This is a genomic window from Demequina mangrovi, assembly GCF_000759715.1.
Lineage (GTDB): Bacteria > Actinomycetota > Actinomycetes > Actinomycetales > Demequinaceae > Demequina > Demequina mangrovi.
Genome location: NZ_BBLU01000005.1, coordinates 187583 through 211946, shown reverse-complemented (window position 1 = coordinate 211946; position 24364 = coordinate 187583). Strand labels below are relative to the sequence as shown.

Genomic DNA, 24364 nt, shown 5'->3' with positions numbered 1-24364 from the left:
ATTCGCAGGATCTCGCTCGGGGCAACCTCTTCATGTTACTCGGTTCGCGGCTCCTTGTCCAATCGCCTCGCGGCTTTCGGTGTGAGCTCGTCGTTCCGAGCGGGTTTCCATCTTACATCCTTTTGACCGGTTCGCTGACCGCTCTCCAGGCGTCCGATGGACCCTCTGTCACCGCGTCTCGCCCTTCCGGGCTGCTCGCTGGCAACTCGGAATAAGTTACACACATGTTTCAGCGTTGTCCAACCAGATCGGCCATAACTTGGTGACACCAGGTACGTCGCGGGCATCCTCCGGAGGGCCCGAGCGCTCGCACCGGCGGAGCCGCTCGGCGGGCAGCGAATCAAGCCCGTGAACCGACCTCGCGGCCCCGCGCGCGACAGTTCTGCCGCCCGAAGCACAGCTCGGTCCGCCGATCTGGATCGGACGTTCTCCTGCCGGCACGGCCGCCGCATCGTGCTCCGATGCGGGGGCGGGCAGCTCTTCCTGGCCCTACGCACGCGTTTCTCCGCGCCGCTCCCAACACTTGCACGCAAGGATGCGTTCTCAGCAGCGACGAAAGGAGCGGCGTGAACAGCTGGGGGGACACGCTCGAGGCCGTGGTGCGGGAACGGGGCGGCGCCTTGTACGCGTACGCCTACGTGCTGACCGGTGACGTGGACGGCGCACAGGACCTCGTGCAGGAGGCGCTGGTGCGAGCCTTCCGCAGGCGAGGCGCGCCGCAAGGCGTGGACGCTGCACACGCGTATGTGAAGCGCGCGATGCAGACCGCGGTGATCGACGCCCACCGGCGCGCTCAGGTGCGGCCGCAACGAGACGATCGGGACGCAGTACGCGTCAGCCCCGATCCCGCCGACTCCGCGGCCACCCTCGACGCGCTCATGGATGCCGTCACCTCTCTACCCCCTCGCGAGCGCACGTGCCTGGTCATGCGCTACCTCGACGGCCTCAACGCCACGGCGATCGGTGCCGAGCTGGGCATCGCCCCCGGCGCGGTACGTCGGTACCTGTACGACGGGCTGACGACCCTGCGAAGGACCCACGGAGACTTCGGTCTGGATCCCGACGACGCCGTCGACGGCGGCAGCGACCACACGGTGGTCATCACGACGAGGGGAGGCGCACGATGAGCAACGAGCTCGAGGAAGCGATGCAGAGGCGTGCCGCCGAGGGTCGCGCGATGTACTCGGAGCGCGCCGAGGAGCTGGTGGCGCCGGCGCGGGCGCGTGTGCGTCGCGCGCGGGCCACCCGTGCCCTCGGCACCGCGGGACTCGCGGCGATCGCGGTGGGCGCGGTGACGACCGTCGCTATCGCGACCGGCGGTCGGCCCACGGTGGCGCCGGCCACGGCCTCGCCCGAGCCGACCACGTCCGCGACGCAGTCGACAGTCGCCACCGACATCTCCGGTGAGGCGCTGACGGCCGAGGACCTGCTGCGTGAGTCGACCACCTCGCCGCACGCCGCGGCGCAGATCGCCTGGCTCTGCGAGCCCGCCGCGCCGCGCGCGTGCGCGCAGGTCTGGATCGGCCAGACGTGGATGCTCGAGATCGACCCCGCCGCCACCGCGGTGCGGGTCTCCGGCGCGACGGGCGCGGCGGAGGTCGAATGGGGCTTCACCAACGTCTCCGAGGCGGGTCTCATGGTCGTCGCGTGGGCGACCCTGCCGCTGATCGAGCCGACGTGGGACATCACCGAGACCGCTGCGGCGGCCCTGGAAGGACTCGGCTTCGTCGATGACGGCCACGCCACGGTCCTCGCGGCAGGCGCCACGGAGCAGGGCTTCACCGAGGTGGCGCTCGGTTCCAGCTCGGCGGTGACGCCCGGTACGGCGATCGACCTGAGCACGCTGGTGCGCGTCCCGTTCTCGGACGCTGCCGACGCCCGGGAGCTGTGGCTGCTCGCGAACGTCGGCTCGACTCCCGTGACCGCGTCCGGCGACGGTGCGGCCGCCTCGAACGCGGTGCTGACTGCCGAGGGCCTGCGGGAGGACGCGGTCGCCCGCCATCGGGAGGACTACGACCGCGGGTCCGCGCAGGCGGGCCTCGACTGCGCGCTCGCGTCGCGGCCCAATCCGCGCACCGACGGCGATCTCGACGGCCAGGATGCGTTCAACCCGGTCTGCGATGCCGTGTGGCTCACGGACGAGGCCCCGCTCATGACCGTGACCGAGGCCACGTTCGACCTCGACGAGGTTCACGACACGGTGAGGGTGCGGTGGTCCGCGAGGAGCTCCGGCGCGCTGCCGGTCGCGGTCGACACCGGCGCGGTCACCCTCGCGTTCGAGCAGCCGATCGAACGCGAACCGCTGAACAACGGCAGCATCACCTTCACCGGCGATGGCGCGATCTTCGCCACCAGCCTCTGGACCTCCGACACCGAGCGCCATGCGGTGGTGAGGCGCGCGAGCGCGATCGAGACCGTGCTGCCTGGTCAGCTGATCTCCGGTGAGGCGGAGGTCTCCGCGGCGGAGCTCGGCGACCTCGCGACCGTCCGGCTCACCCTGCAGATCAGGGTCGCCGCCATCGACGACACCGTCGGCGCGAGCGAGCTCTTCCTCGAGATGCCGTGGAACGGAGACGCCGCCACTTCGGGATGACGACGGCGCGATCTGCCTGACGACGTCTCACGATGCGCGCCGCACCTCGCGGTGGGAGGATCGAGGAGTCGTCAAGGGAGCCGCGGAGTGAGCCACTGGGAACGGGTGCTCGAGGCGACGACGCATGCGCGCGCCGCCGAGCTGTTCGCCTACGCGCACACCCTGACCGGGGACGATGCGATCGCCGCGGCGGTCGTGGAGGATGCGCTGGCGGCGGTCTTCGGCCGTCGGGCCTACCCGCGGACGGTCGACGAGGCCTGGACGCTGCTCCAGCATGCGATGCGACGGGCCGCTGTCCGCGCCCACCCGACCCCGTCGGCACCCACCTCTGAGGCGGCAGACGAGGACGACGACTTGCCGGCCGATCTGCGCACGCTTCCGGTCCGCGAGCGCGCGCTACTGGCGATGCGGTACGTCGACGGGCTCGCGGTCCCGGCGATCGCGCATGAGACCGGGCTGGCGACGCATGCAGTGGAGGATGCGCTCACCCGCGCGGTCGAGTCCCTCTCGGACACGCACCCGGAGCTGCGCCTGTCGGTACGCGATGCGCTCGAGGGAGGAACGCTCGCGCAGGACGTCGTCGTGATCGGCGCGGCATGACTCCCGGCCCCCTCGCCCAGGCGCTCGAGGCGGAGGCGGACCACAGACCCGCCTCGGACGACGTCGATGCCGTCACCGAACGTGCGCGCCGGCGAGCGCTGCGCGGACGGCGGATGCGCCTGCTGATCTGGGGCGCGGGAGGCCTCGCGCTGGTGGTCGCGGCGGCGCTCGCCCTGCGCACGATGGACCTCGGCGCCGAACCGCCCTCCCCCGTCGCCGCGCCACCCGCGCCGACGCTGTACGCCGAGGATCTCATCGGCACCGTCGTCGAGCGCGCCCGCGGCGTGGATCCGGCGCGCGCCGCGCAGGCGGCGGTGCTGTGCTCCGTCCGCGAGGGCCGCAACCCGTGGTCGTCGGCGGAGGACGTCGGCGTGATCGAGAAGGCCTGCTCGGCGGGATGGGCGGCGGACGGGCCGCTGATCGAGGTCGCGACGGACGCCACCGACGTCCGTGTCTCCGTCGGGGGCGGCCACGCGATCGTCACGGTCGCATGGGCCGTGCGCAACACCGGTGCGGCTCCCCTCGAGCTCGACACCGCCGGAGTGCTCATCTCCCTCACCACCGATCCCGACCAGGTCGCGACGGACCATCGGTTCGGAGACCACCAGTACGCCGGCACGTCGCTGTGGGCCTCGAACACGCAGCGCTTCGCCGCGCTCTCGGGAGGCGCACGCCCGGTCGAGGTCGCTCCCGGAGGACTCGTGCGCGGCACCACCGTCTTCGAGGCGACCATGCCCTCCGCCGGTGCCCGACGCGATCCCGTCTGGGACATCGCCGCCGGCGCCGAGCCGACCCTGGGCATCCAGATCCGCAGCCAACCCTTCGGCCTCTCGACGACGCGTGAGCTGTTCCTCGAGACCGAGACCACGCTCGCCGATGCGGGTCCCGGCGCGACGGCCGATGCGCTGGTCGCGGGCTTCACGTCGCGCAGCCCCGGCGAGGTGCGCACCGGCGCGCAGGCCGTGCTGCTGTGCGAGGTGCCCGAGCACCTCCGGGCCCGCGCCTCCTCGGACGCCTCCCGGCCCTACACCTGGGTCGAGGCGAGCTGCGAACCCGGCTGGATCCCGCGGGTCGTGCTGCGCGATGCGGGCTCCCTCACCCTGACGCAACGCGGTGTCGCGCCGAGCGCGGACTGGGAGGTGCTCAACGCCTCCGGAATGACGGTCCAGGCCGCGGACTGGCAGGTGGTGGTCGAGCCGCGACCGGAGAGCAGCCGGGACGACGGCGAGAGCCTCGCGCTGCTCGGGCGCACGGTCGTCTCCCGCACCAGCGCGTGGCAGGCGGACGGGACGCGCGCCGTGCTGCTCGACACGACGCGGATGAACCGCGTCGTGCGCGCGGGCGAGAGCATCGACGGCCACGACCCGCTGTTCCCCGGGCTGCTCACCAGCGACGAGCCCATCGATGTCGACGCCGTGGTCCGCGCGATCCGCGGCGGAGGAACGACCACGCTCCAGACGATGGTGCCGTTCCTCACGGACCGGTCGCGCGTGCTCGTGCTCGAGACACCGCTCGACTACGCGGGCGACTCGTCGCTGGCACCCGAGTAGCGCCGGAGCACACCGCGACGGTCAGTCGATCGCGCGGCCGTTGAGCTCGGCGCGGTGCTCGCGCCAGCCGGGAAGGTGACGGTCCATGACGGCGTAGAAGCCCGGTCCGTGGTTGGGCTCGATCAGGTGCGCGAGCTCGTGCACCACGACGTACTCGACCAGGTGGATGTCCTTGCGCGCGAGCTCCACGTTGAAGGTGAGCGAGCGCTTGACCTTGTTGCAGCTCCCCCAGCGCGTCCGCATCACCCGCATCCGCCACGTGGGGTGCGGCACGCCCATGCGCGGCACCCACTCGTCGATCAGCGCGGCGAGCAGAGGGCGCAGCTCGCGACGGAGCGCATCGGCCTCGGGTCCGGGCGCGAGCGCCGCCGGCTGCGCGGCGGCCTCGACCTGCTTCGCCGCGATCCACGCCGACTTCGAGCGGACCCACGCGTCGATCTCGCGCTGCGGCGTCCGCATCGGCGCGCTCACGCGGACCTCGCCCGTGCCCGGCGAGATCACCATGCGCAGGTTCTTCATGCGCTTGCGCGTCAGCGTGTACGCGGGGACCGGTCCGGACATGCGAACACTGTAGGCGCGCGATCCGACGCCGCCGGGCGTTCTCCCCAGGCGCATCGTCCGCCGGGCGGCTCAGCCCTCCGGGGCGTCGACCACCTTGCGCATCCAGCCGTGCGGGTCCTCGGCGCGGCCGTACTGGAGGTCCGTGAGCCGGGTGAGGACGGCATCGGCCACCGACTCGCCCTCGCGCGGCGGCACCGCGACGTCGAAGTCGTCGGAGACCAGGCGCGCGATCGGGGTCACCACCGCGGCGGTGCCGCACGCGAACAGCTCGACGATCTCCCCCGACTCGAGGCCCTCGAGGATCTCGGCGAGGGCGATGTCGCGCTCCTCGACGGTGCGGCCCTCGTCGCGCAGGAGCATGAGGATCGAGTCGCGGGTGATGCCGGGGAGGATGGTGCCGCCGAGGCGGGGAGTGACGACGCTCCCGTCCGCGCGGACGGCGATGAGGTTCATGCCGCCGAGCTCCTCGACGTACGTGTCCTCGCGCGCGTCGAGGAAGAGCACCTGCTGGCAGCCGTGCTCCTTGGCCTCGCGCTGCGGCAGCATGCTCGCGGCGTAGTTGCCCGCAGTCTTCGCCTCGCCGGTGCCGCCGGGGTTGGCGCGGTGGAAGCCTCGCGACACCCAGATGGACACGCCGTCGCCGGCGGTCGAGAGGTACGCCCCCACGGGCGAGGCGGTGACGAGGAAGTCGGCCTCGTTCGCGGGCTGTACCAGCAGGCTCGGCTCCGTCGCGATGATGAAGGGCCGGAGGTACAGGCTCGCGCCGGGCGTGCCCGGGACCCAGTTGCGGTCCGCGGAGACGATGCCCTCGAGCGCGCCGAGGAAGTCCTCCTCGCTCACCTCCGGCAGCGCCATGCGGCGGCACGTGGCCGCGAGACGCGCGGCGTTGGCCTCCGGCCGGAAGAGCCAGATGGAGCCGTCCTCGTGCCGGTACGCCTTGAGCCCCTCGAATCCCTGCTGCGCGTAGTGCAGCACCGCGGCGCCGGGGTGCAGAGGCAGCGGGGCGAGGGCGACGATGCGGCGGTCGACCCAGCCCTCCCCGTCACGCCATGTCGCGCGCGCCATGTGGTCGGTGAAGACCTTCCCGAAGACCGGGTTCTCCATCGCGAGCCACCGCTCCTCCTCGGACGCCGGGTGGCGGTTCGGGATCACGGTGAACGATGCGGGAGGGGCCTGCGTTTCCATGTTCCGAGACTAGTCCCGCGGAGCGAGCGGAAGCCGCGCGGCGATCGAGGGGACGTCGTCGAGGGTGCCGTCGGCGACGGCCATCGTCAGCGTGAAGAGACCGTCGTTGTCGAGCATGACGCGATGGCCGTTGAGATCGACGAAGACCAGCATGAGGATCGCCGCCAGACGCTTGTTCCCGTCGGCCAGCGCGTGGTTTCCGCACACGGAGTGCATCAGCGCTGCGGCCTTCTCCGGCAGGCTCGGGTACGCATCCCGCCCGAAGATGGTGGTGGCAGGACGTGCGAGCGCCGACTGCAGCAGCCCCGCGTCGCGGATGGGCCCGATCCGCTCGGCGTCGATGATGCGTACGGCGATCTCGAACGTGACGTCGCGCGTCACCGGCTACACCGAACCGAGCCTGTCGATCGCATCCCGATACTCGGATGAGACGCGCGCGTAGGCCTCCATCGCGTCGTCCTCGAGACTGCGCGAGCGGTCTGCCTCCTGAACGGCGCGCAGGATCGCCTCGGTCTTCGAGACACCCCAGCGCTGCGCGAGCCGCTCGATCACGGAGTCGATCTCGGGGGTGGTGCGCAGTGTCATCGCCATGAGGCGATGGTATCACCGCGGTATCACTTCGCCGCGGGACGCCCGTCGACCGGCCACGCGACCGAGACCGGCGTGCCGATCGCCCACGCCGCCGTGTGGATCCACAGCATGATCCCCGCGCCGAGGGAGGCGTACAGCAGGGATCCTGCGGTGAGGAGCATCATGCGTGCGACCAGGGTGGGCACGCTGCCGATGGGGCGGCGGGCGCGGGGCGAGAGGAACACGCCCCAGAACGCCGCCACCGCGACCGGGGCGACGACCGCGAGCACCCAGCCGAGCGCTCCGCCGATGGCGGCGACCGGCCACCAGGCGAGCGCGGTCAGAAGCGTGAGCTCGGAGAGGAACACGAGTCCCGCGCCGAGCCAGCGCATCAGAGCTGGATCCGCCCGGGCCGCGCGGCGGGCCCCTCGGACGTCGGAGCCCCCGGCCCCTCCGGTGCGGCAGACGGGGCGGCCGGGGTCGCATCGGCCACATCGGCCAGCGCGACGCCATGGTCGATGCGCGCCCAGTTGCGTGCGAAGTCGAGCTCGATCGCCTGGGCAAGCTCACGCTCGACCGCGCGGGCGGCGCGGCGGCCGCTCTCCCCCGGCTCGTGACGGGCGGTCGCGAGGCGCGTCTCCGCGGCGAGGCGGAGGTCGCGGACCGTCCACCAGTGGTCGACGAAGGCGTCGCGCGCCTCGTGGAGGAGCTGCTGGGCCCGGCGGTAGCGGATCACGTCGGCGACCAGCGCCGGGTCGCCCTCGAAGGCCGCCTGCGCCTCGGGGTTCTCGATGCGCGGGATGACGTTGCCCGGCACCGGGTCCTTCTGCACCGCCTGGGTCGCGAGGCGCAGCACCAGACGATGCTCGAGCGACTGCGGCGCATCCCCCATCACGCGGGCGAGCGTGCCGTCGAGCGCGCGGCCCCGGACGGCGAGGTCCTCGAGCGCGCGGTCGATCTCGAGCACCATGTCGATCGCGGGCACCGCGGCCTTCTGGCGGGCGGTGCCCCGCGCGAGGCGGACGGCGGGCTCGCGGACCCCGCGGGTGAGGCTCTCCGGGGGAACCAGCGAGGAAGGGTCCTTGGCCAGCGGCGGGATGAGGGTGTCGTGCGCGCTCGCGAGGGCGAGCGGCGCCTCCTCCGCCCATGCGCGGCGGCGGATCCAGTGGTCGGTGACGCGACGCGACAGATCCAGGTAGCCGCCGACCGATGCGCCGGCGACCACCGCGATGAGCAGGCCCGGCACCAGGATCGACCAGTCGATGGACATGCCTCGACCCTAGGGCAGCCACCCCCGACCGACCAGGGACCCTGGGCGGTGTCGGCGACTATCCCTTGGCGGCGCGGGCCTCCAGGGCGCGCAGGTCGTGGAGGTGCTGCCAGGCGGAATGCTCGGCGAGCGTGACGAGGTGCTGGTGCACGTGCGCGCGGCGGCTGAGCGACGCGTACGAGTGGCGGACCACGCGGGCCACCTCGTCGCGCTCGAACTCAGGGAAGTGCTCAGCGAGATGGTCGATCGCATCGACCAGCGCACGTTCGACGTGCTCGGGGTGCGCCTCGCGGTCGTACCCGTTGGCAGGGGCGAGCGTCATGATCCCCTCCGCTCCTCCGCTCCGTTGCGGACTCGTTCACCTCTTGTTCATCTTCCCACCGTGGGCATGCGAAGGCCAGCGTGCGCGGTGCCTGTGCGCCGAACGGGGCCGCTGCCAGCGGCGATCGCGCGGACTACGCTCCGGCGTCGAAGGCGACGATGTCCACGAGGTCGCCCCAGGCCCCTGCGACGGCCCGTGCGCTCGCGTTGCCCAACGTGGGGTCGCGCAGGACGGACCAGTCCTGCGCCCCCGCCTCGACGAACAGTTGCGCGTCCGCGCCGCGCTGCACATAGGCCTCGACGCCCGGCCACTCGAAGGCGGTCCACGCATCCCCGCTCGGCGCGGCCTCCGCCGGCAGGATGAAGTAGGCGACGGCCGCCGTGGCGCCGTCCGATGCGACCGTCTCGCGGAGGATCCGGTAGCCGTCCCCCGCCTCGGTCACCGTGACCTCGTCGCTGTGCGCGGGGAGGATCACGATGCCGTCGGCCGCCGCGGCGGCACGCGCCGCATCGTCCCCGCGCGATCCCAGGAGGGCCCACCCGCCGATCGCGAGAGCGATCACCAGCACCATCGCCACGGGGATGACCCAGGTACGCGAGGTGGCATCCGGCTCCCCGATGCCGTCGCCGCCGGGCGAGACCTCCGGCAGCCGCGGGTCCCGGGCCGTCGACGTGTGATGGGCGGCAGGACCGATCATCGGCTTGTGGATTCCAGCGGACAGGTCCATCGCGACACCCCCAGGTCTTCGCCGCCACTCTATCGAGCCAGCAGGCATCACACCTGCTTGACGCGCTCCACGGTGGGGAGGATCGCCTCGAGCTCGGCGCGCGTGGTGCGCTTGCCGTACGCCGGGGTGTCGCGCTCGACGCGCCACGACTCGGCAAGGGGGCCGACGTCGACAGCGTCGAAGCCGATCGCGTCGAGGAAGGCGGTCACCGCATCCTTGGCCGCCCGGTCGTCGCCGGCGATGGGAAGCGCGCGACGGTTCGCGGTGCCGGCGGGCGATGCGTCGGCGGGGATCTCGTGCGCGTAGATGTTGTTGAAGGTCTTCACGACCCTGGCGCTCGGCACGAGGTCCTGCAGCAGCTGCGACGTGGTGCGGGTGTCGTCGTCGAGCGAGGCGATGCGGCCGTCGCGCTGCGGGTAGTAGTTGTTGGCGTCCATGACGACCTTGCCCTCGAGCTGCTCCGCAGGGATCTGATCGATGCGCCCGAGGGGGACGGCGATGAGGATCAGGTCTCCGCGCTCGGCGGCGTCGGCGGGCGCGGCCGCGCTGGCACGGTCGCCGAGGTCCTCGATCAGGGAACCCAGCGTCGCGGGGCCCCGGGAGTTGGAGAGGACGACGTCGTAGCCGGCGGCGATCGCCGCGCGGGCGACGTTGGAGCCGATGCGGCCGGCGCCGATGATGCCGATGGTGGTCATAGTGGCGGGGGCTCCTGTCGGGGTGCGGGTGCGGATACCGAGGACGAACGCTGACTAGCTTCTCCTTGATGATTGCGGCAAGCTGCGACCGTGTCGATCCCATATCCGCTCTGGAAGCACTACCCGCTGAACTCGATTCCGCCCGAGTGGGCGCTCGAGGTGGTCGACGTGGTGAACCGCGCGGAGCTGACGATCTCGACCGTTGAGGGCCATACCGGGCTGTCATCGGACCAGGTCCTCGCCGCGCTGCGCCCGGGGCTCGAAGGCCTGGGCTTCGAAGTCGAGAGCGGCAAAGGCGCTCATCAGAAAGTGCGCCGAACCGTGCTCTTTGGCGAGAACGGTCGCCCCGAAGTCAACTACGACATCGACGCATTCAACGACCACCTCGGCGCTGCGATCGAGGTCGAAGCCGGACGAGGCGCAGCGAACAACGCCGACTACCGCGACATAGTTCGGACGGCATTGATCCTCGACGCCAGATTCCTCGTACTCATGCAGCCGCAGGCGTACCGGTCGAACCCAAGCGCGCGGCCCCTCCGCGCGTACGCCAACTCGCGAGACCAGCTCGATGCGATCTACGCCTCACAGCGGTTGCGTCTCCCCTTCGAGGGCATCCTCCTCATCGGTTACTGAGGACTGCACAGCCGTACCGTCGAGGGGTGGACGCACAAGCCTCGTGGGCCTCGTCTCCGGGCGTCGCGCGCTCGATGCGGAGCAACAAGAAGCGCGACACCGGGCCCGAGCTCGCAGTCCGGAGGCTCGTCCACGCCTCAGGACTGCGCTACCGCGTCGCGGCTCCCCCGCTCAAGGGCGTGCGCCGCACCGCGGACCTGCTCTTCGGCCCGACCAAGGTCGCGGTGTTCATCGACGGATGCTTCTGGCATTCGTGCCCGGTGCACGCGACCAGCCCGCGCACGCACAGCGACTACTGGCTGCCCAAGCTCGAACGGAACCGCGAGCGCGACGCCGAGACCACGCGCACGCTCACGGATGCCGGCTGGCTGGTGCTGAGGTTCTGGGAGCACGAGGAACCCGCGGAGGTGGCGGCGACCATCGTCGCGACGGTCCGCGAGCGCCGCGCCTGATCAGAGCGCGCCGAGCAGCAGCCACGCGCCGGCCGCGAGGCACGCCGCCGAGGTCAGCCAGAACAGCGCGACCCAGACCGCCCCGGGCACGTGGGTGAGCCGTGCGAGCGCATCGGCGTCCGAGCCGCGGGCCCCGCGACCTCGCGACGTCTGCAGCTCGACCACCGCACGCACTCCCCCGACCATGAGCAGCCAGGCCAGCCCGCTCGCGAGTCCCACGCGCCACTCATCGTCCAGCGCTGCCGCCGCGACCCCGAGCGCCGCACCCATGACCACCACGACGAGCACGCCGTAGACGTTCCGCACCTGCATCAGCACCGCCACGAGCACCGCGACCGCCACCCACAGCACCGCGACGCCGTGCCCCGCGGCCACGGCCCACGCCACGGCGAGCCCGACCACGCCCGGCGCCGGGTAGCCCGCGAACGCCTTGAACGCGAGCGGGAGCCGCCGGGCATCTCCGCGCGAGGTCGTGAGCCCCGAGGTGTCCGCGTGGAGCCGGATCCCCCGCACCTCGCGACCCAGCAGCGTCGCGACCACGGCGTGGCCGGCCTCGTGGACCAACGTCACCATGTGGCGCGCGAGATGCCACAGGAAGGGAACGGCCACGCTGACCGCCACGACCGCGAGCGAGATCCACAAGGCCCGCGGCGTCGGCTCGACCACGGCGGTGACGTCCGCCCAGATCGCGTCCAAGAACTCTGCTCTGCTCATGAGGCCTCGACCCTAGTCGCGGACCGCGCCGACGCCGCGCAGGCCGTGGCCCAAACGTGACCCGCGGCCGCTAGCGCGACACCCTCGCACCAGCGACGATGATCACATGGCCTGGAGCTCGCCGGCGGTAGCAGCCGCATCCCTCGCGGTGCGCATCGTGCCCGCGCTCGGCGCGGTGTTCGTGGGCCTGGCCCCGCTCGAGCAGCTGGAGACGTGGGACGATCCGTCCGCGGCCACGATCCCCACCGAGCACACGATGCCCTACGCCGCCAACTGGCTGCTCGGCCCGGTGATGCTCGCCGCCGCGATCGCGCTGATCGCGGGATGGGCCGTCCGCCTCCGATCCCGCAGGAACGGTGCGGCGGCCGGCGACGGCTGGGGCATCCGCGTATGGCGGGCGTGCGCGTGGGTCACCGCCATCGCGATGGTCCCGTGGATCGCCGTGCTCGCGGCCTCCCAATGGATCGCGTCGCGGCCCACCGACGGCGTCATCGGGATGGGATTCCCGGGTGACGCGGGCGACGGCCTGGCCGCGTTGGCGGCGCTCGCGACGCTCGTCATTGTGGCGCGCGACCTGCGGAAGGCGAGGGCGCGGCAGCACCGCGCCGAGGCCGCCGTCCAGTCCGCGCCCGCCTGACGACCGCGACCTATCCTGACGGTATGGGCCGGCTGATCGTCGAGCAGATCGTGTCCGCGGACGGCTTCGCCGCCGGACCGCAGGGCGAGATCGACTTCATGCGCGCCCCGGGAGACTTCGATCCGAACGATCCGGGCCAGCTCGCGATGGTCGCGCGCTGCGACGCGATCCTCCTGGGCCGGAACACGTACGGGATGTTCGCGGAGTACTGGCCCGAGCGCAGCGCGATGGACGAGACCATCGCGAGCTTCATCAACGGCGCCCCCAAGCACGTGGTCAGCAACACCCTGGCGAGCGCTCCCTGGGGCGACTACGCCTCCGCCACCGTCGAGCCGGGCGAGCCGCGCGACACCGTGCGCCGGCTCAAGCAGCGCTACTCGGGCGACATCATCCTGTGGGGCAGTCTCATGCTCGCCGGTGCCCTGCTGCAGGCGGAGCTGGTCGACCAGGTGCGCCTGCGCATCGTCCCCGTCCTCATCGGCGAGGGACGGACCGCGACCCCGGGGCTGCGCCACCCGCGGCACTTGCGCCCGACGGAGATCGACACCCTGCCGAGCGGTCACGTCACGCTCGTGTACGACGTCCTCTGACGCGGCGACGTCCGACCTCGACGGCGAGTGCACGATGCGGCACTCGAACGTGCACGGAGCGTCAAGGTACACGCTTGCACGGCGAAGGGGACGCGGGTCTGGGAGCCCGGACATGAAAGGACTCCGAGATCGGGAACCCGGAACTGGAAGGAAAGGGCACCCGACCTCGGAGTCGGTTCAATTATCCGCGATGAACGCTCCCGCACGCGACGCGCGCGCCGCGTTCACCCGGCGTTCAGTCGCAGTAGTCGCACGCGCCGGTGGACGGGAGGTTGGTGAAGCAGGTCGCACAGGTCGGGATGACCGCCTCCTCGACCTTCTCCGCCACCGCGGCGAAGCCCTTGGCGCTCGCCTGGTGGGCGGGCAGCTCGACCCAGAAGTTGTCACCGTCCTCGGGGTGCACCGCGACGTAGCCGCTCGCGATGAACGCGAGGGGGCTGCCGCCGCCGGCGGGCTCGAGCGCGATGAACGCGCGCGACTCGGGGATGTACACGTGCTCGTAGCGCAGCCCGCGCACCGTGTCGAGGATCATCTCGACGTTCTCGGCCGGCGGGCGGAAGTCCGCCAGCGCCGCCTCGAGGGTGCGGAAATAGGTGCGGGGCTCGATGTCCTGTGAGATTGTCACCGGAAGATTCTGGGGCATCCGGATGGCACTCCGTGACACCTTTGGTCCCGTCGGCCGGGCACTCCCGCGGCACCCCCGAAGGGACCAGGGACGATGCGATCAGCGAGGATCGCGATAGCGCCACATCGTCAGCGAGCCGAAGACGAGCACCAGCGCCGCGGACCACCCGAGCGACGCGAGCGCCTCGACGCCCACCTCGGTGCCGTTCATGAACGCGCGGACGGCCGTCACCAGGTCGGAGACCGGGTTGACCTCGACCCACGCCTGCAGCCAGCCCGGCATGGTGGCGGGGTCGACGAAGATGTTGGACCCGAACAGCAGCGGCATGAGCGTGAAGCCGGCCACCCCCATGATCGCTCCGGGCGTGCGCAGGATCAGCGACAGGAACGTCCAGATCCAGCCGAGCGAGAACGCGAAGATGAGCAGCAGGCCGATGCCCGCGGCCACGCCGAGCACTCCCCCCTCGGGACGCCAGCCGATCGCGAGGCACACGGCCGCGGTGAGCAGCGAGGCGACGAGGAAGCGCACCGCGTCGCCGAGCAGCATGCCCACCAGCGGGCTCGGCCGCCAGATCGGCAGCGACCGGAAGCGGTCGAAGACCCCGCGGTCGATGTCGGTGCGCAGCGTGGATCCCGTGTACATGGTGATGAACAGCACCGACTGCACCAGGACGCCCGGTGCGATGTACGCGATGTAGTCGGTGACCGAGCCCGCGATCGCTCCGCCGAACAGGTACGTGAACAGCAGCGTCATCATCACCGGGAAGACGGTGACGTCGAAGAGCTGCTCCGGCACGTGCTTGATCTTGAGCAGCGCGCGCCAGCCGAAGATGGTCGAGGTCTGCAGCGCGTTGGGACGCCGCGGACGGGACGATGACGTGAGCACCGAGGCGATGGCCTCCGCCTGCGCGACAGGCGACTCGGCGCGGGTCGAGGTGGTCATGCCGCCTCCCCCTCCTCCTCGTCGGGCTCGGCCTCGTGGCCGGTGAGCGCCAGGAACACCTCGTCGAGGGTCGGCTGGCCGAGTGCGAACTGGGCGAGCTCGATGCCCGCCTCGTCGAGCGCGGTCAGCGCGCGCGTCACGCGGCCGCGCTCCTCCAGCGCCGCGACGAGCAGGTGCGGGTCATGAGCCGCCGAGACCTCGACTCCGAGCTGGTGCACGAGCACCGCTCGGGCGCGCTCGCGGTCCGCGCGATGCATCACCCTCACGTGAAGCGATCCGGATCCCACCGAGGCCTTGAGCTCGGAGCTGGTGCCCTCGGCGATCACCTTGCCGTGATCGATGACCGAGATGCGGTCGGCGAGATGGTCCGCCTCGTCGAGGTACTGCGTGGTGAGCAGCACGGTGGTCCCGACGGCGACCATCGCGCGCACGATGTCCCATACCTCGTTGCGGCTGCGCGGGTCCAGACCGGTGGTGGGCTCGTCGAGGAACAGGATCTCGGGAGTCACGACGATCGACGCCGCGATGTCGATGCGGCGCCTCATGCCGCCGCTGTACTTCTTCACCTGCTTGTCCGCCGCATCGTCCAGGCCGAAGGCCGCGAGCAGCTCCCCCGCTCTCCGGCGCGCACCCTTGCCGTCGAAGCCGTAGAGGCGTGCGAGCAGGCGCAGGTTCTCCGCGCCCGTGAGGTCCTCGTCCACGGACGCGAACTGACCCGTGAGGCTCACCCGGCTGCGCACCTCGTCCGACTGGCGCAGCACGTCGTAGCCGAGGACCTCGGCCCAGCCGCCGTCGGGCCTGGTCAGGGTCGCGAGCATGCGCATCGTGGTGGTCTTCCCCGCTCCGTTGGGGCCGAGGAATCCGTGCACTCCCCCGCGTGGGATGCGGAGGTCGATGCCGTCGACGGCGCGCGTGTCGCCGTACACCTTGGTGAGACCGGTGGTCTCGATCGCGAGCTCGGACATGGGCACCTCCAGGCCGCGCCGCGGCGCGACCCCGTCAGGCTACGTCCGACCTCCGACAGCGTGAAGGACCCACTTCTGGGGGCATCGGCGCCCCCGTGCCGCTACGCGCGGTTGGCCGGCGACGGCCCTCCCGCGGGCGCGTAGATCGACTCGATCACGTCGGAGAAGTGCTCGATGACCACCGCACGGCGGACCTTGAGCGAGGCGGTGACCTCCTCGCGCTCCTCGGTGAACTCGCGCGGGAGGATGCGGAACTCGCGGATCGCCTCGGCGCGGGACACGTGCTCGTTGGCGTGCGCGATCGCCCGGCCGATGAGCGCGCGGACGCGCTCGTCGGTCGACGCCTCCTCGACCGTCATCTCGGGGAGGTCGTGCCCCTTGAGCCATGCGGGCAGCAGCGTGCCGTCCAGGGTGACGACCGCGGAGACGAAGTGCCGGCCGTCGCCGATCACCACCGAGTCCTGGATCGCCGGGTGCGAACGGATCGAGTCCTCGAGCACCGCGGGCTGGATGTTCTTGCCCGAGGAGAGCACGACGATCTCCTTCTTGCGGCCCGTGATGGTGAGGTTGCCGTCCTGGATCTCGCCGAGGTCGCCCGTGGCGAACCAGCCGTCGCGCATCACCTCGGCCGTGGCCTCGGGGGCGTTCCAGTAGCCGGCGAAGAGGTTGACGCCGCGCGCGAGGATCTCGCCGTCCTCCGCGAGCGTGATGTCGCAGCCGGCGATCGGGTGACCGACGGTGCCCATCACCTGGCCGGTGGAGGGCGTGCCCATGTGCGCGGCCGTGGTCTCGGTGAGGCCGTAGCCCTGCATCACCGTGACGCCGAGCCCGCGGAAGAAGTGGCCGATGCCGGGCGTGAGCTTGGCCCCGCCGGCGAGCACGAAGCCGAGCTGTCCGCCGAGCAGGTGACGGATCTTCTTCAGCACCAGCGCGTTCGCGACCGCGTACTGCACCTTGAGGACGATGCCGTGGCCGCCCGACTCCTCCGCCTGCGACACCTTGCGCGCCACCCACGCGGACCAGCGGAAGATCTTCTTCTTGAGGCCGGTCTGCGCGGCGTCCGCGCGGTTGTAGATGGTCTCGAGCACGCGCGGTACAAGCGGCATCCACGTGGGGCGGAACGAGGAGAGGTCGGCGGCAAGCGTCTTGTGGCTCGGCGAATAGCCGATCACGGCGCCCGAGGACAGCGCGAGCACCATCGCGAGGCGCGCGAACACGTGGGCGAGCGGCAGGAACAGCAGCACGCGGGTGTCGCCCTGGACGAAGGCGCCGAAGTGCGGGTCGCGCTCGATGTTCGCGCAGTGGGCGACGAGGTTGCCGTGGGTGAGCATCGCGCCCTTGGGCCGGCCCGTGGTGCCGGAGGTGTAGATGATCGACGCGAGGTCGCCCAGCACCACGTCGGCGGTGCGCTGGGCGAGCGTCGCATCGTCGACGTCGCCGCCGGCGGCCGCCACGGCGTCGAGACCCTCCACCGAGAGCTCGAGCGCGGTGGGCGCGTTGTCGAGCCCGGTGAGCATCGTGCGCTGGTCCTCGGTCTGCGCAGCCACGAAGGCGAGGCCGGCATCGTCCACGATCCACTGGCACTGCTTGGCCGACGAGGACGGGTAGATGGGCACCGTGACGCCGCCCGCGGCGAGCACCGCGAAGTCCATGACGGACCACTCGAGGCTGGTGTCGCCCATGATCCCGACCCGGTCGCCCGCGGCGACGCCGGAGGCGATGAGGCCCTTGGCGACCGTGAGCACCCGCTCCTCGAACTCCCCGAGCGAGACCGGGATCCAGCCGTCGGACCCGTCCTTGACCTCGGCGAAGGGCGCGGCGGGATCCGCTGCGGCACGCGCGCGCAGGAGCGCGGTGAGGTGGAGGTGGTCGTCGACGGTGGCAAGGGCGGGGGACGTCATGCTGCTCTGCATGGGGAAAGCCTAACCTACGCCACCGTAGGTTGGTGTGAGCCGAACGGCCCAGACGTCAGACGATCACCTGCTCGGCCCACCAGCGGTGGATCATGCGGGCGTGGCGGTCCGGATCGTCGAGCCACGGCTGGTGCCCCGAGCCCTCCATCACGTGCACCGACGCGCGCGTCGCGTGCCCGGCCCACGCCCGCACCCGTTCGGGCGCCGCGAACGGGTCCAGGTCCCCCACGATCCACAGGCTCGGCATGCGGAGCGCCTCGAGCTCCTCCTTGCCCGCGACCCACTCCGGCCGAAGCCCGCGCAGCGTGGCCGTGCGCCGGATGAGCGAGAGCTCGTGCCAGTACGTGTCGGTGTAGCGCGACAGGGCCATGCGCCAGGCGAGCTCCTCGGGCGGCGGTCCGCCCGCGTCGATGAGCGAGCCGTGACCCATCGCGCGGAACGAGCGCCTGAGGTCCGCCTCGTTGACCTTGTGTCCGGCGACGAGGCGCGCGATCGGGCTGAGCGCGGTGAGGCGCAGTTCGCGCGGCAGTCGCATCCCCCTGATCGCCGGGACCCCCTCGATCACGACGCTGCGCACCAGCGCCGGAAGCCGCGCGGCGGCGAGGACCGCCGCCCCTCCCCCGGCCGAGTTGCCGAGCAGGTCCACCGGGCCGTCGACGAGCGCGCCGATCACCGCCTCGACGTACGCCGCCACCGCGGAACGGAGGCCCTCCGGGGTCATGTCCGAGTAGTCGAGCGGGTCGCTCAGCCCGCAGCCCGGGCGGTCGACCACGATGGCCCGCACCCCGGACAGCGCCGCGACGAGCGGCACGAACACGTTGCCGGCGGTCGGGTTGCCGTGGATCAGCACCACCGGGCGCCCCTCCCCGTGCTCGAGCGCGCGCACCCGGATGCCGTAGCCGGGGACGTCCACCCACCGCTCGACCGGGGTCATGCCGTGGTGCGCCCAGACGGCCTGCTCGGCCTCGCGATAGCGGGCATCGTCCCGTCTGGAGACGCGTGGGACCACGGCGGTCATCGTTCCACTCCTCGAGAGCGCGTGGGGGCTATCCCTCAGGATGCGCCACTCGGCCGCTCCTCGCCACCGTCGGGCGCGATCTCGCCGTCGAAGTGCGCGAGCACGTGCAGCGCGTGGACCGGCACCAGTACCTGCTCGGGCGAGCCGAGCAGCGTGCGGTGGGTCTGGTACCGGACCGCGACGTCGCCGGCGAGGAGCCAGTCGAGGACCTCGCTTTCGACGCGTGCGCCCTTCACGTCTGCGCGGCCTCCGCATCCGCCTCGATGTGCGGTGCCGCATACGCATCGCACGTCGCGCGGTACGGCTCGTCGAGCATGTACAGACGCCACTCGCCTTCGGTCATGTTGCGACCAGCGACGCCGCAGGCCTGATCGGCACCGGCGACGGCCGCGTCCGGCTGCTCGTCGACGGACGCCGGCACGACACCGGTCGACACCATGTAGGCCTCGTCGTCGCCACCGGCGAGAACGAGCCACGTGCCGTCATCCGAGAGCTCGAGCATCCGCATGCTCTCCGGGAACGGGACGGAGGCCAGGTCGAGGTCGAAGCCCGAGACTGCGAGCGACGCTCCGGCCTCGAGCCCCCCGGTCGACAGCGCGACCGCCTTTCCGTCGGGAAGAAGCCCTGCGGCTCCGGCAGGCAGCGGGAAGTACCCGTCACCGACCAGCTCCTCGACGACCTGCCCGGTCTGAACATCGACCACGGCGGCGATCGGTCCCGTGGACTCGCCCGCCGCGCTCGTCGCCGGATGGGACATCACCACGCGAACGTTGTCCGGGGGCAAGATCACGCGGGTCGCGCCGTCCGAGGCCAACACGGTGATCGGAACCTCCATGGTCGCGAGGTACCCGGTCCGGGACACCTCGTACTTCCACGAGGACAGCACCTCCAGGCTCCCGTCGACCGCTACCACCTGCGACTGGCCGGTGCCGAACACGACGCTCGCACCGTCGGCGCTGCCCTGGGCGAAGAGGATCGTGTCACCCGGGAGCATGCGCTCCGGTAGACCCGATGCCGAGACCTCGCCGTCGGAGGCCAGCGTGACCGACTGCCCGGCGGCCACGAAACCCGTCGGCCCCCACGACGCGAGCGTGAGCGCGCCCGGCTCCACCGCCACCGTGTCGAGCGGCATGCCGGTCGCGTCGAAGGTCCGCAGCTCACCTCCGACGAGGGCGCCCAAGGTCTCACCGTCGTGCGCCCATGCGATCGCGTAGGCGGCGCCCTCGGTATCGACCTCCACCGGGCTCCCCGCCTCGGCCAAGGGCCAGATGCGGACCACGCCGCGCCAATCGACCGTGGCGACGTGCGCGAGCCCCGCGTCGATATCCGCGACGCCGCTGTCGTGGCCGAGCAGGCGGCGCGTCTCCGCCGTGGCCCGCTCGGTTCGCACGACCGAGCTGTCGGCGACCTGCGCGGCCGCCAGCGCGGCGGCGGCCTGCTCGGTCTCCGCCGCCCGGCCGGCCTCGATCGCGAGCAACGTCGCGAGCGCACCGTCCTCGGAACGTACCTGGTCCGCCAACGCCGCGAGCCGACGGCTCTCGCTCGCGGCACGTTCGAGCACCGCACGATCGCGCTCGCGCTCGGCCTCGGCTGCGGCGGCCGTCGCCAGCACCGCGCCCGCACCGGCGGCAAGCCCGAGCACTGCCAGGAGCGACGCCGTCGCCCGGGTGAGCCATCGCGTGCGTCTGCGCGCCCGGACCTCCTCCCCGAAGATCTGGTCCTTCGCGACACCGATCGCCGGGGCGACGATCTCCGCGACCTGCTCGGCGAAGACCGCGTTGCGCAGCGAGACATGCCGGGTGCGGTCGGCGCCGTAGTCGAGGTGCCGCGGAGGCGTGCGGAACGCCGTCACCAGCGCTCGCGGCACCGCCGTCGAGGCCGCATCGAGCGACCCACGGCTCACGTCCCAGTCCCAGGTGCCCGCCGTCACCACGACCTGGAAACGTGCGACCCCGACCGCCGTGGTGCGCGCGACGATGGCCCGCTCGACCGCCTCGCTCGCGGCCGCCTCGGGCGAGGCGAGGAGCAGGAACCAGTCGCGCGCGGCCGGGTCCCCGGCGCGCACCACCCGCACCCGGCGACGGCCCGCCGCGCGCGGAAGAGCGCTCTCGAAGGCATCCGCGAGGGACGCGTCCGGCCCGTCGGCGGCGCAGAGGTAGATCGTCGGCGTCGTCATGCGGCACCCTCGGCCCCGCACGCGACCGGCGTGTGGGCCAGCCCGGTCCAGGCCTCGTACTCCGCCGAGGTCGGCACGGAGCCGAGCGCCGTGCAGACGTACCCTTCGAGATCCTCGCCACGCACGGGCCAGACCCCGAGCTCGCTCAGGATGTAGCGACCGGCCTCAAGACCGGTGACCACGGCCCCGGCGCCGGATTCGTTCTGACACCCGACGCCCTCCGTGGGCGGCGGACCGTCGACCGGCAGGCTGGCCACGCGCGACATCGTCGGCACCGAGAGCAGCGCCGGCGGTTCGCAGGCGAGCGCTCTCGTGAGTGCGAACTCGTCGCTGAGGAACACCAGCGGCCCTGGAGACGAGATCTGCATCGCGTCGCCCTCCTCCTCGAGGGTGCGCGGATCGAGGACCAGGATCTCCGCGCCGTCGCGGACCCAGAGCTCCGTGTCGTCGTCGTTGAAGCGCGCGGTGCCGATCGCGGTCGACTCCCGGCGCATCACCTCGGTCAGCGCATCGGCAGCCGACGCGAAGGCGAGGACTGTGGCTCCGGCCCCCGCGTACGTGCTCGAGCCGGAGACCCGGACCGCCACGCTCTCAGCGTCCGCGGTGACGTCGATCGCCATGCATTCGGGGCACCACAAGTCGACATATGCATCGAGCGGCGCTCGCCGCTCGCCTCCGGAGGCCAGGTCCGCGAGCACGACATCCGGACCGTCAGGGCCGTCGGCCAGATACGCCGCGCTTCCGGCCGACTCGGCGAAGGCCACCTCCGACACAGGCGGCGGAAGCTGTGCGCCCGCCGTCACGGCTCCTCCGTCCTCGAGGTGGACGACCGTGCCCGACGGCCCCAGCGCGACCGTGCCGTCGGGCGAGAGCGCGATCCCCTCCTCGAGCGCGGTCCACGTCTCGCCCGTCACGGCGTCCATCACCATCGCGCCGCCGCCGGTGCTCACCACGAGGCGACCGGTCGCGGACGAGCCCTGGACCATGCCGGCGCCGACGCCCGCCGGAAGGATCGCCGACAGGTCGATGCCGCCCTCATGGTCGGCTCGGGCGGCGATCTCGAGCATCGCCCCCGCCGGCTCAGCGCTCGGCGCAAGCGCGTACGCCTCCGCTGCCAGCGCGAGCGCCGCACGCGAGTCCTCCTGCCCGCGGGCGAGCGCCGCGAACTCGCGCCCGAGCGCCACGCGCGCCTCCGCCTCCGCGGCATCCCTCTCCGCCGCCGCGACACGCTGGTTCTCCTGGGCGACGAGCGCCGCGACCACCGCGGCGGCGGCAGCGATCCCCATGAGGAGGACAGCCGCACCCACCATCGCGCGCGTGCGCCGACGCTGAGCGAGGTCGCGCCGGATCGCATCGTCCACGCTCTCGCCCGTCACCCGCGACACGATGCGCGCGACGTCCGCGCGGTAATGGCTGTTGTCGCTGGTCAAGTCGGCCGCGCGCTCTGCCCACTTGAGATCGACGAGGAACGGCTCCGCGTCGAGGACGCCGCGCAGCGCCGGGTGGATCGCCGTGGAATCGGCGGTGAAGTCCCCCGCCTCGTGGTCCCACTCGGCCTCGCCCTCCGTGATCACCACGATGAGGCGCTCGGGCCCCTTGGTCTCCAGGCAGTGCCGGATCTCCTTGCCCACCCAATCCGATCCCGCCGCCATGGGCGAGGCGAGCAGCACGAAGTACTCCGAGCTGTCGAGCGCCGCGACGATCGAGTCTTCCAGATCGGGATTCACCGACAGGCCGGTCTGGTCGCGGAACACCTCGAAGGAGCGGCGCCGATGCCACGGCCGCCCGAAGCGAGCGAGCGCGCGTTGGAGCGACGGCGCGAACTGTCCGTCGGCCTTGCGGGAGTACGAGATGAAGACGTCGTAGCGCCTCCCGGTGCCGCGGCTCTGCGGCTGCGCTTGCTCGCTCATGAGATCCTCGCGATCTGCAGGTCGGCCGCGGCCAGCACGCCGGGCATGCGGCGGATCTGATCACGGCTCTGGGCGGCGTTCTCGGGCGTGACATCGGCCCACTCCGGCGGTGGAGCCTGCGGGAACTCCTTGGCGAACCATCGCGCGTGCTCGGCGGCCGCGAGCTCCTCGAGCTCGTCGGGCGGGAAGGACTCCACCACGGGAGCGACGGCACCCAACGGCACCACGTCGTAGCCGCGCAGCCTGAGCTGCACCCACGCGTCCCGGGCCGCCGCGTAGTTATCGGCGCGGTACTCGGGCGACAACCGGTCCCACGGCCGGTAGGCGGCTTTGAGCCTCCGCTCGTCGAGCGTTCTGGTCCGGTCGAGCTGCCGCAGGTAGCCGAGGTGGAGAGCCCGTGCCATCTCGTCGAGCTGACCCCGCGCGATCGCCTCCTCGGAGCACAGCTCGTCGAGCACGTCGAAGACCTCGATGCGCGGATGGTCGCGCACGAGCGACACCAACGACCGGGTGATGGTGACGGCGACCACGCGCGTGTCTCCGCCACGCAGGCGCAGATCGGCGGCGAGGAGCAGCTCCAGCGCCTCCGCATCGTCGTCGTGCGCGATCACCACCAGTCCGGGCGGCCGTACGAGCCCGTCGAGCGCGTCGGCGAACCGCGTCCGCAGCGCGCCACGCGGCGCCTCGAGCGAGTCGACCGCGGCCTCCGCGGTCGAGACGACACCTCCGGCCGGGACCCCTTCCGGGCGGATCCAGAGGATGCTCATCCCGCTCGCGGTCGAGCCGTCGCGGACCCGCGCACGCCACTGGCGCGCCGCGGTCGCCGTCACCGATCGCGCAGCGGTCGTCCCACCGACGACCACGACCGGATCCGCGTGGGTCGCGCCCATGAAGCCGGCCCACCGGTCCACCACCAGCGGCCCCGCACGACCCTCGAGGCTGAAGAACTCCCTGCTGCCGGGCCGACGCGTGGCCGTGAGGAGCGCGTTGAGATCGTGGACGGCCCGACCGTCGCCTACCTCCACGAAGCAGCAGAAGTCATCGTGCATCGCCCCGACGCTCGCCTCGACCTCGGCCAGCGCATCGGCGACCGCGGCGCCGAGGGCTGCGTCTCCGACCAGGACGATCATCCGCTCCGCCCGGTCGACGCGCGCCGCGCGCAGCCGCTCGGGATCCGCTCCGGAGCCGAGCACCACCGGGATGCCCGCCCGGCGCGCGTCGCGGAGCCGCGGGCTCTCCGCGTCGGCATCGATCACGACGACCCGGCGGCCCCGGTTCCGGGCGCTGTGCGCCACCCGCCACCCGCGCTCGCCCAGGCCGACCACCACCACGTGACCGCGATACCACCGCGACCACCACTCCCCCGCACGGCGCCTCGCGAGCGTCAGCGCGGTGCCGACCGCCGCCGTCGCGAGCACCAGCGGCGCGAGCCAACGCGCGACTTCGAGCGCCCAGGGCACGGCCCCTTCGGCGTCTCCGTTCTCGAGGAAGAAGAGCGTGAGCGCGAGATAGAGCCGGGTGCCGAGCGACCAGTCCTCGCCGACGAGATCCGCGTACCGAGTGAGCCCGATGAGCCCCAGAAGGTAGACCGCGGCGACCGCGAGCAGCATGACGATCCAGCCGGACCTGTCCCAGTGCGCCCACAACCGATGTCGCATCGCGACTTCCCCCCTACGCGTGATGCTGTGAGTATCTTCACATATCGGATACGAGGGG

Annotated in this window: 27 protein-coding genes; 8 read left to right on the top strand and 19 right to left on the bottom strand. The window is 72.0% G+C overall.

All coding sequences use genetic code 11. The features are described from left to right. Positions 1 to 566: 566 nt before the first annotated feature. The 4 genes from TR42_RS06665 to TR42_RS06650 all read left to right on the top strand — a co-directional run bounded on the left by TR42_RS06665 (position 567) and on the right by TR42_RS06650 (position 4743). Positions 567 to 1127, top strand: a complete 561-nt coding sequence (locus TR42_RS06665; RefSeq protein WP_052405716.1) for an RNA polymerase sigma factor — start codon at positions 567 to 569, stop codon at positions 1125 to 1127. Next, entirely contained in the window at positions 1124 to 2593 is a 1470-nt protein-coding gene (locus TR42_RS06660; RefSeq protein WP_042214194.1) for a hypothetical protein, read from the top strand. The genes TR42_RS06665 and TR42_RS06660 overlap by 4 nt, the downstream gene beginning before the upstream one ends. 87 nt (positions 2594 to 2680) lie before the next feature. Beyond that, positions 2681 to 3193, top strand: coding sequence for an RNA polymerase sigma factor (locus TR42_RS06655; protein ID WP_052405714.1), 513 nt, complete (start codon positions 2681 to 2683; stop codon positions 3191 to 3193). Beyond that, positions 3190 to 4743, top strand: coding sequence for a hypothetical protein (locus tag TR42_RS06650; RefSeq protein ID WP_042214192.1), 1554 nt, complete (start codon positions 3190 to 3192; stop codon positions 4741 to 4743). The genes TR42_RS06655 and TR42_RS06650 overlap by 4 nt, the downstream gene beginning before the upstream one ends. Positions 4744 to 4764: 21 nt before the next feature. On the opposite strand, the gene TR42_RS06645 is transcribed toward TR42_RS06650, so the two are convergent. From TR42_RS06645 to TR42_RS06605, 9 genes are all read right to left on the bottom strand, one after another. Then, positions 4765 to 5304, bottom strand: coding sequence for a M48 family metallopeptidase (locus tag TR42_RS06645; protein ID WP_042214190.1), 540 nt, complete (start codon positions 5302 to 5304; stop codon positions 4765 to 4767). 69 nt (positions 5305 to 5373) lie between these two features. Beyond that, positions 5374 to 6489: a branched-chain amino acid aminotransferase gene (locus TR42_RS06640; RefSeq protein WP_042214188.1), complete on the bottom strand. Its 1116-nt coding sequence runs from the start codon at positions 6487 to 6489 to the stop codon at positions 5374 to 5376. 9 nt (positions 6490 to 6498) lie between these two features. Further along, the gene (locus tag TR42_RS06635) at positions 6499 to 6870 is read right to left on the bottom strand and encodes a type II toxin-antitoxin system death-on-curing family toxin (RefSeq protein WP_042214186.1); all 372 of its coding nucleotides are present in this window, start codon (positions 6868 to 6870) and stop codon (positions 6499 to 6501) included. Between the two features lie 3 nt (positions 6871 to 6873). Then, positions 6874 to 7080 (bottom strand): hypothetical protein, encoded by a 207-nt coding sequence (locus tag TR42_RS06630; RefSeq protein ID WP_042214184.1) that lies wholly within the window; start codon positions 7078 to 7080, stop codon positions 6874 to 6876. Between the two features lie 23 nt (positions 7081 to 7103). Beyond that, positions 7104 to 7451: a DUF2568 domain-containing protein gene (locus TR42_RS06625; RefSeq protein ID WP_042214182.1), complete on the bottom strand. Its 348-nt coding sequence runs from the start codon at positions 7449 to 7451 to the stop codon at positions 7104 to 7106. After that, positions 7451 to 8329 (bottom strand): hypothetical protein, encoded by an 879-nt coding sequence (locus TR42_RS06620; RefSeq protein ID WP_042214181.1) that lies wholly within the window; start codon positions 8327 to 8329, stop codon positions 7451 to 7453. The genes TR42_RS06625 and TR42_RS06620 overlap by 1 nt, the downstream gene beginning before the upstream one ends. Before the next feature lie 58 nt (positions 8330 to 8387). Then, the gene (locus tag TR42_RS06615; RefSeq protein ID WP_042214179.1) at positions 8388 to 8651 is read right to left on the bottom strand and encodes a three-helix bundle dimerization domain-containing protein; all 264 of its coding nucleotides are present in this window, start codon (positions 8649 to 8651) and stop codon (positions 8388 to 8390) included. A 133-nt stretch (positions 8652 to 8784) separates the two neighbouring features. Beyond that, the gene (locus TR42_RS06610; protein WP_042214178.1) at positions 8785 to 9378 is read right to left on the bottom strand and encodes a hypothetical protein; all 594 of its coding nucleotides are present in this window, start codon (positions 9376 to 9378) and stop codon (positions 8785 to 8787) included. 47 nt (positions 9379 to 9425) lie between these two features. After that, the gene (locus TR42_RS06605; RefSeq protein WP_342341829.1) at positions 9426 to 10109 is read right to left on the bottom strand and encodes an NADPH-dependent F420 reductase; all 684 of its coding nucleotides are present in this window, start codon (positions 10107 to 10109) and stop codon (positions 9426 to 9428) included. A 54-nt stretch (positions 10110 to 10163) separates the two neighbouring features. On the opposite strand from TR42_RS06605, the gene TR42_RS06600 reads away from it, so the two are divergent. After that, positions 10164 to 10706 (top strand): hypothetical protein, encoded by a 543-nt coding sequence (locus tag TR42_RS06600; protein WP_052405711.1) that lies wholly within the window; start codon positions 10164 to 10166, stop codon positions 10704 to 10706. A 26-nt stretch (positions 10707 to 10732) separates the two neighbouring features. After that, positions 10733 to 11158 carry a very short patch repair endonuclease gene (locus TR42_RS06595; protein ID WP_236623380.1) on the top strand — a complete coding sequence of 142 codons (426 nt, stop codon included), beginning with the start codon at positions 10733 to 10735 and terminating at the stop codon, positions 11156 to 11158. Here TR42_RS06595 and TR42_RS06590 read toward each other — a convergent pair whose 3' ends face one another. Next, a complete protein-coding gene (locus TR42_RS06590) occupies positions 11159 to 11872 on the bottom strand; it encodes a M50 family metallopeptidase (protein ID WP_042214175.1) in 714 nt (237 codons plus the stop codon). A 106-nt stretch (positions 11873 to 11978) separates the two neighbouring features. On the opposite strand from TR42_RS06590, the gene TR42_RS06585 reads away from it, so the two are divergent. Both TR42_RS06585 and TR42_RS06580 read left to right on the top strand, forming a co-directional pair. Beyond that, positions 11979 to 12509, top strand: a complete 531-nt coding sequence (locus TR42_RS06585) for a hypothetical protein (protein WP_042214173.1) — start codon at positions 11979 to 11981, stop codon at positions 12507 to 12509. A gap of 23 nt (positions 12510 to 12532) precedes the next feature. Next, entirely contained in the window at positions 12533 to 13099 is a 567-nt protein-coding gene (locus tag TR42_RS06580) for a dihydrofolate reductase family protein (RefSeq protein ID WP_052405707.1), read from the top strand. A gap of 235 nt (positions 13100 to 13334) precedes the next feature. Here the strand turns inward: TR42_RS06580 and TR42_RS06575 are convergent, their stop codons facing one another. The 9 genes from TR42_RS06575 to TR42_RS06535 form a co-directional block, all read right to left on the bottom strand. Beyond that, positions 13335 to 13724, bottom strand: a complete 390-nt coding sequence (locus tag TR42_RS06575) for a hypothetical protein (protein WP_042214171.1) — start codon at positions 13722 to 13724, stop codon at positions 13335 to 13337. Between the two features lie 99 nt (positions 13725 to 13823). Further along, on the bottom strand, positions 13824 to 14666 hold the full coding sequence (locus TR42_RS06570; protein ID WP_042214169.1) for an ABC transporter permease: 843 nt from the start codon (positions 14664 to 14666) through the stop codon (positions 13824 to 13826). Continuing rightward, positions 14663 to 15631: a daunorubicin resistance protein DrrA family ABC transporter ATP-binding protein gene (locus TR42_RS06565; protein WP_042214167.1), complete on the bottom strand. Its 969-nt coding sequence runs from the start codon at positions 15629 to 15631 to the stop codon at positions 14663 to 14665. The genes TR42_RS06570 and TR42_RS06565 overlap by 4 nt, the downstream gene beginning before the upstream one ends. Positions 15632 to 15732: 101 nt before the next feature. Next, entirely contained in the window at positions 15733 to 17544 is a 1812-nt protein-coding gene (locus TR42_RS06560) for an AMP-dependent synthetase/ligase (protein WP_052405706.1), read from the bottom strand. A gap of 55 nt (positions 17545 to 17599) precedes the next feature. Then, positions 17600 to 18562 carry an alpha/beta fold hydrolase gene (locus TR42_RS06555; RefSeq protein WP_042214166.1) on the bottom strand — a complete coding sequence of 321 codons (963 nt, stop codon included), beginning with the start codon at positions 18560 to 18562 and terminating at the stop codon, positions 17600 to 17602. 35 nt (positions 18563 to 18597) lie between these two features. Further along, positions 18598 to 18798 carry a hypothetical protein gene (locus tag TR42_RS14790; protein ID WP_042214164.1) on the bottom strand — a complete coding sequence of 67 codons (201 nt, stop codon included), beginning with the start codon at positions 18796 to 18798 and terminating at the stop codon, positions 18598 to 18600. Continuing rightward, entirely contained in the window at positions 18795 to 20738 is a 1944-nt protein-coding gene (locus TR42_RS06545) for a hypothetical protein (protein ID WP_042214163.1), read from the bottom strand. Before TR42_RS06545 ends, TR42_RS14790 begins: the two co-directional genes overlap by 4 nt. Continuing rightward, positions 20735 to 22648 (bottom strand): toll/interleukin-1 receptor domain-containing protein, encoded by a 1914-nt coding sequence (locus tag TR42_RS06540; RefSeq protein WP_042214161.1) that lies wholly within the window; start codon positions 22646 to 22648, stop codon positions 20735 to 20737. Before TR42_RS06540 ends, TR42_RS06545 begins: the two co-directional genes overlap by 4 nt. Continuing rightward, the gene (locus TR42_RS06535) at positions 22645 to 24306 is read right to left on the bottom strand and encodes an NAD-binding protein (RefSeq protein ID WP_161786628.1); all 1662 of its coding nucleotides are present in this window, start codon (positions 24304 to 24306) and stop codon (positions 22645 to 22647) included. The genes TR42_RS06540 and TR42_RS06535 overlap by 4 nt, the downstream gene beginning before the upstream one ends. Positions 24307 to 24364 lie beyond the last annotated feature (58 nt).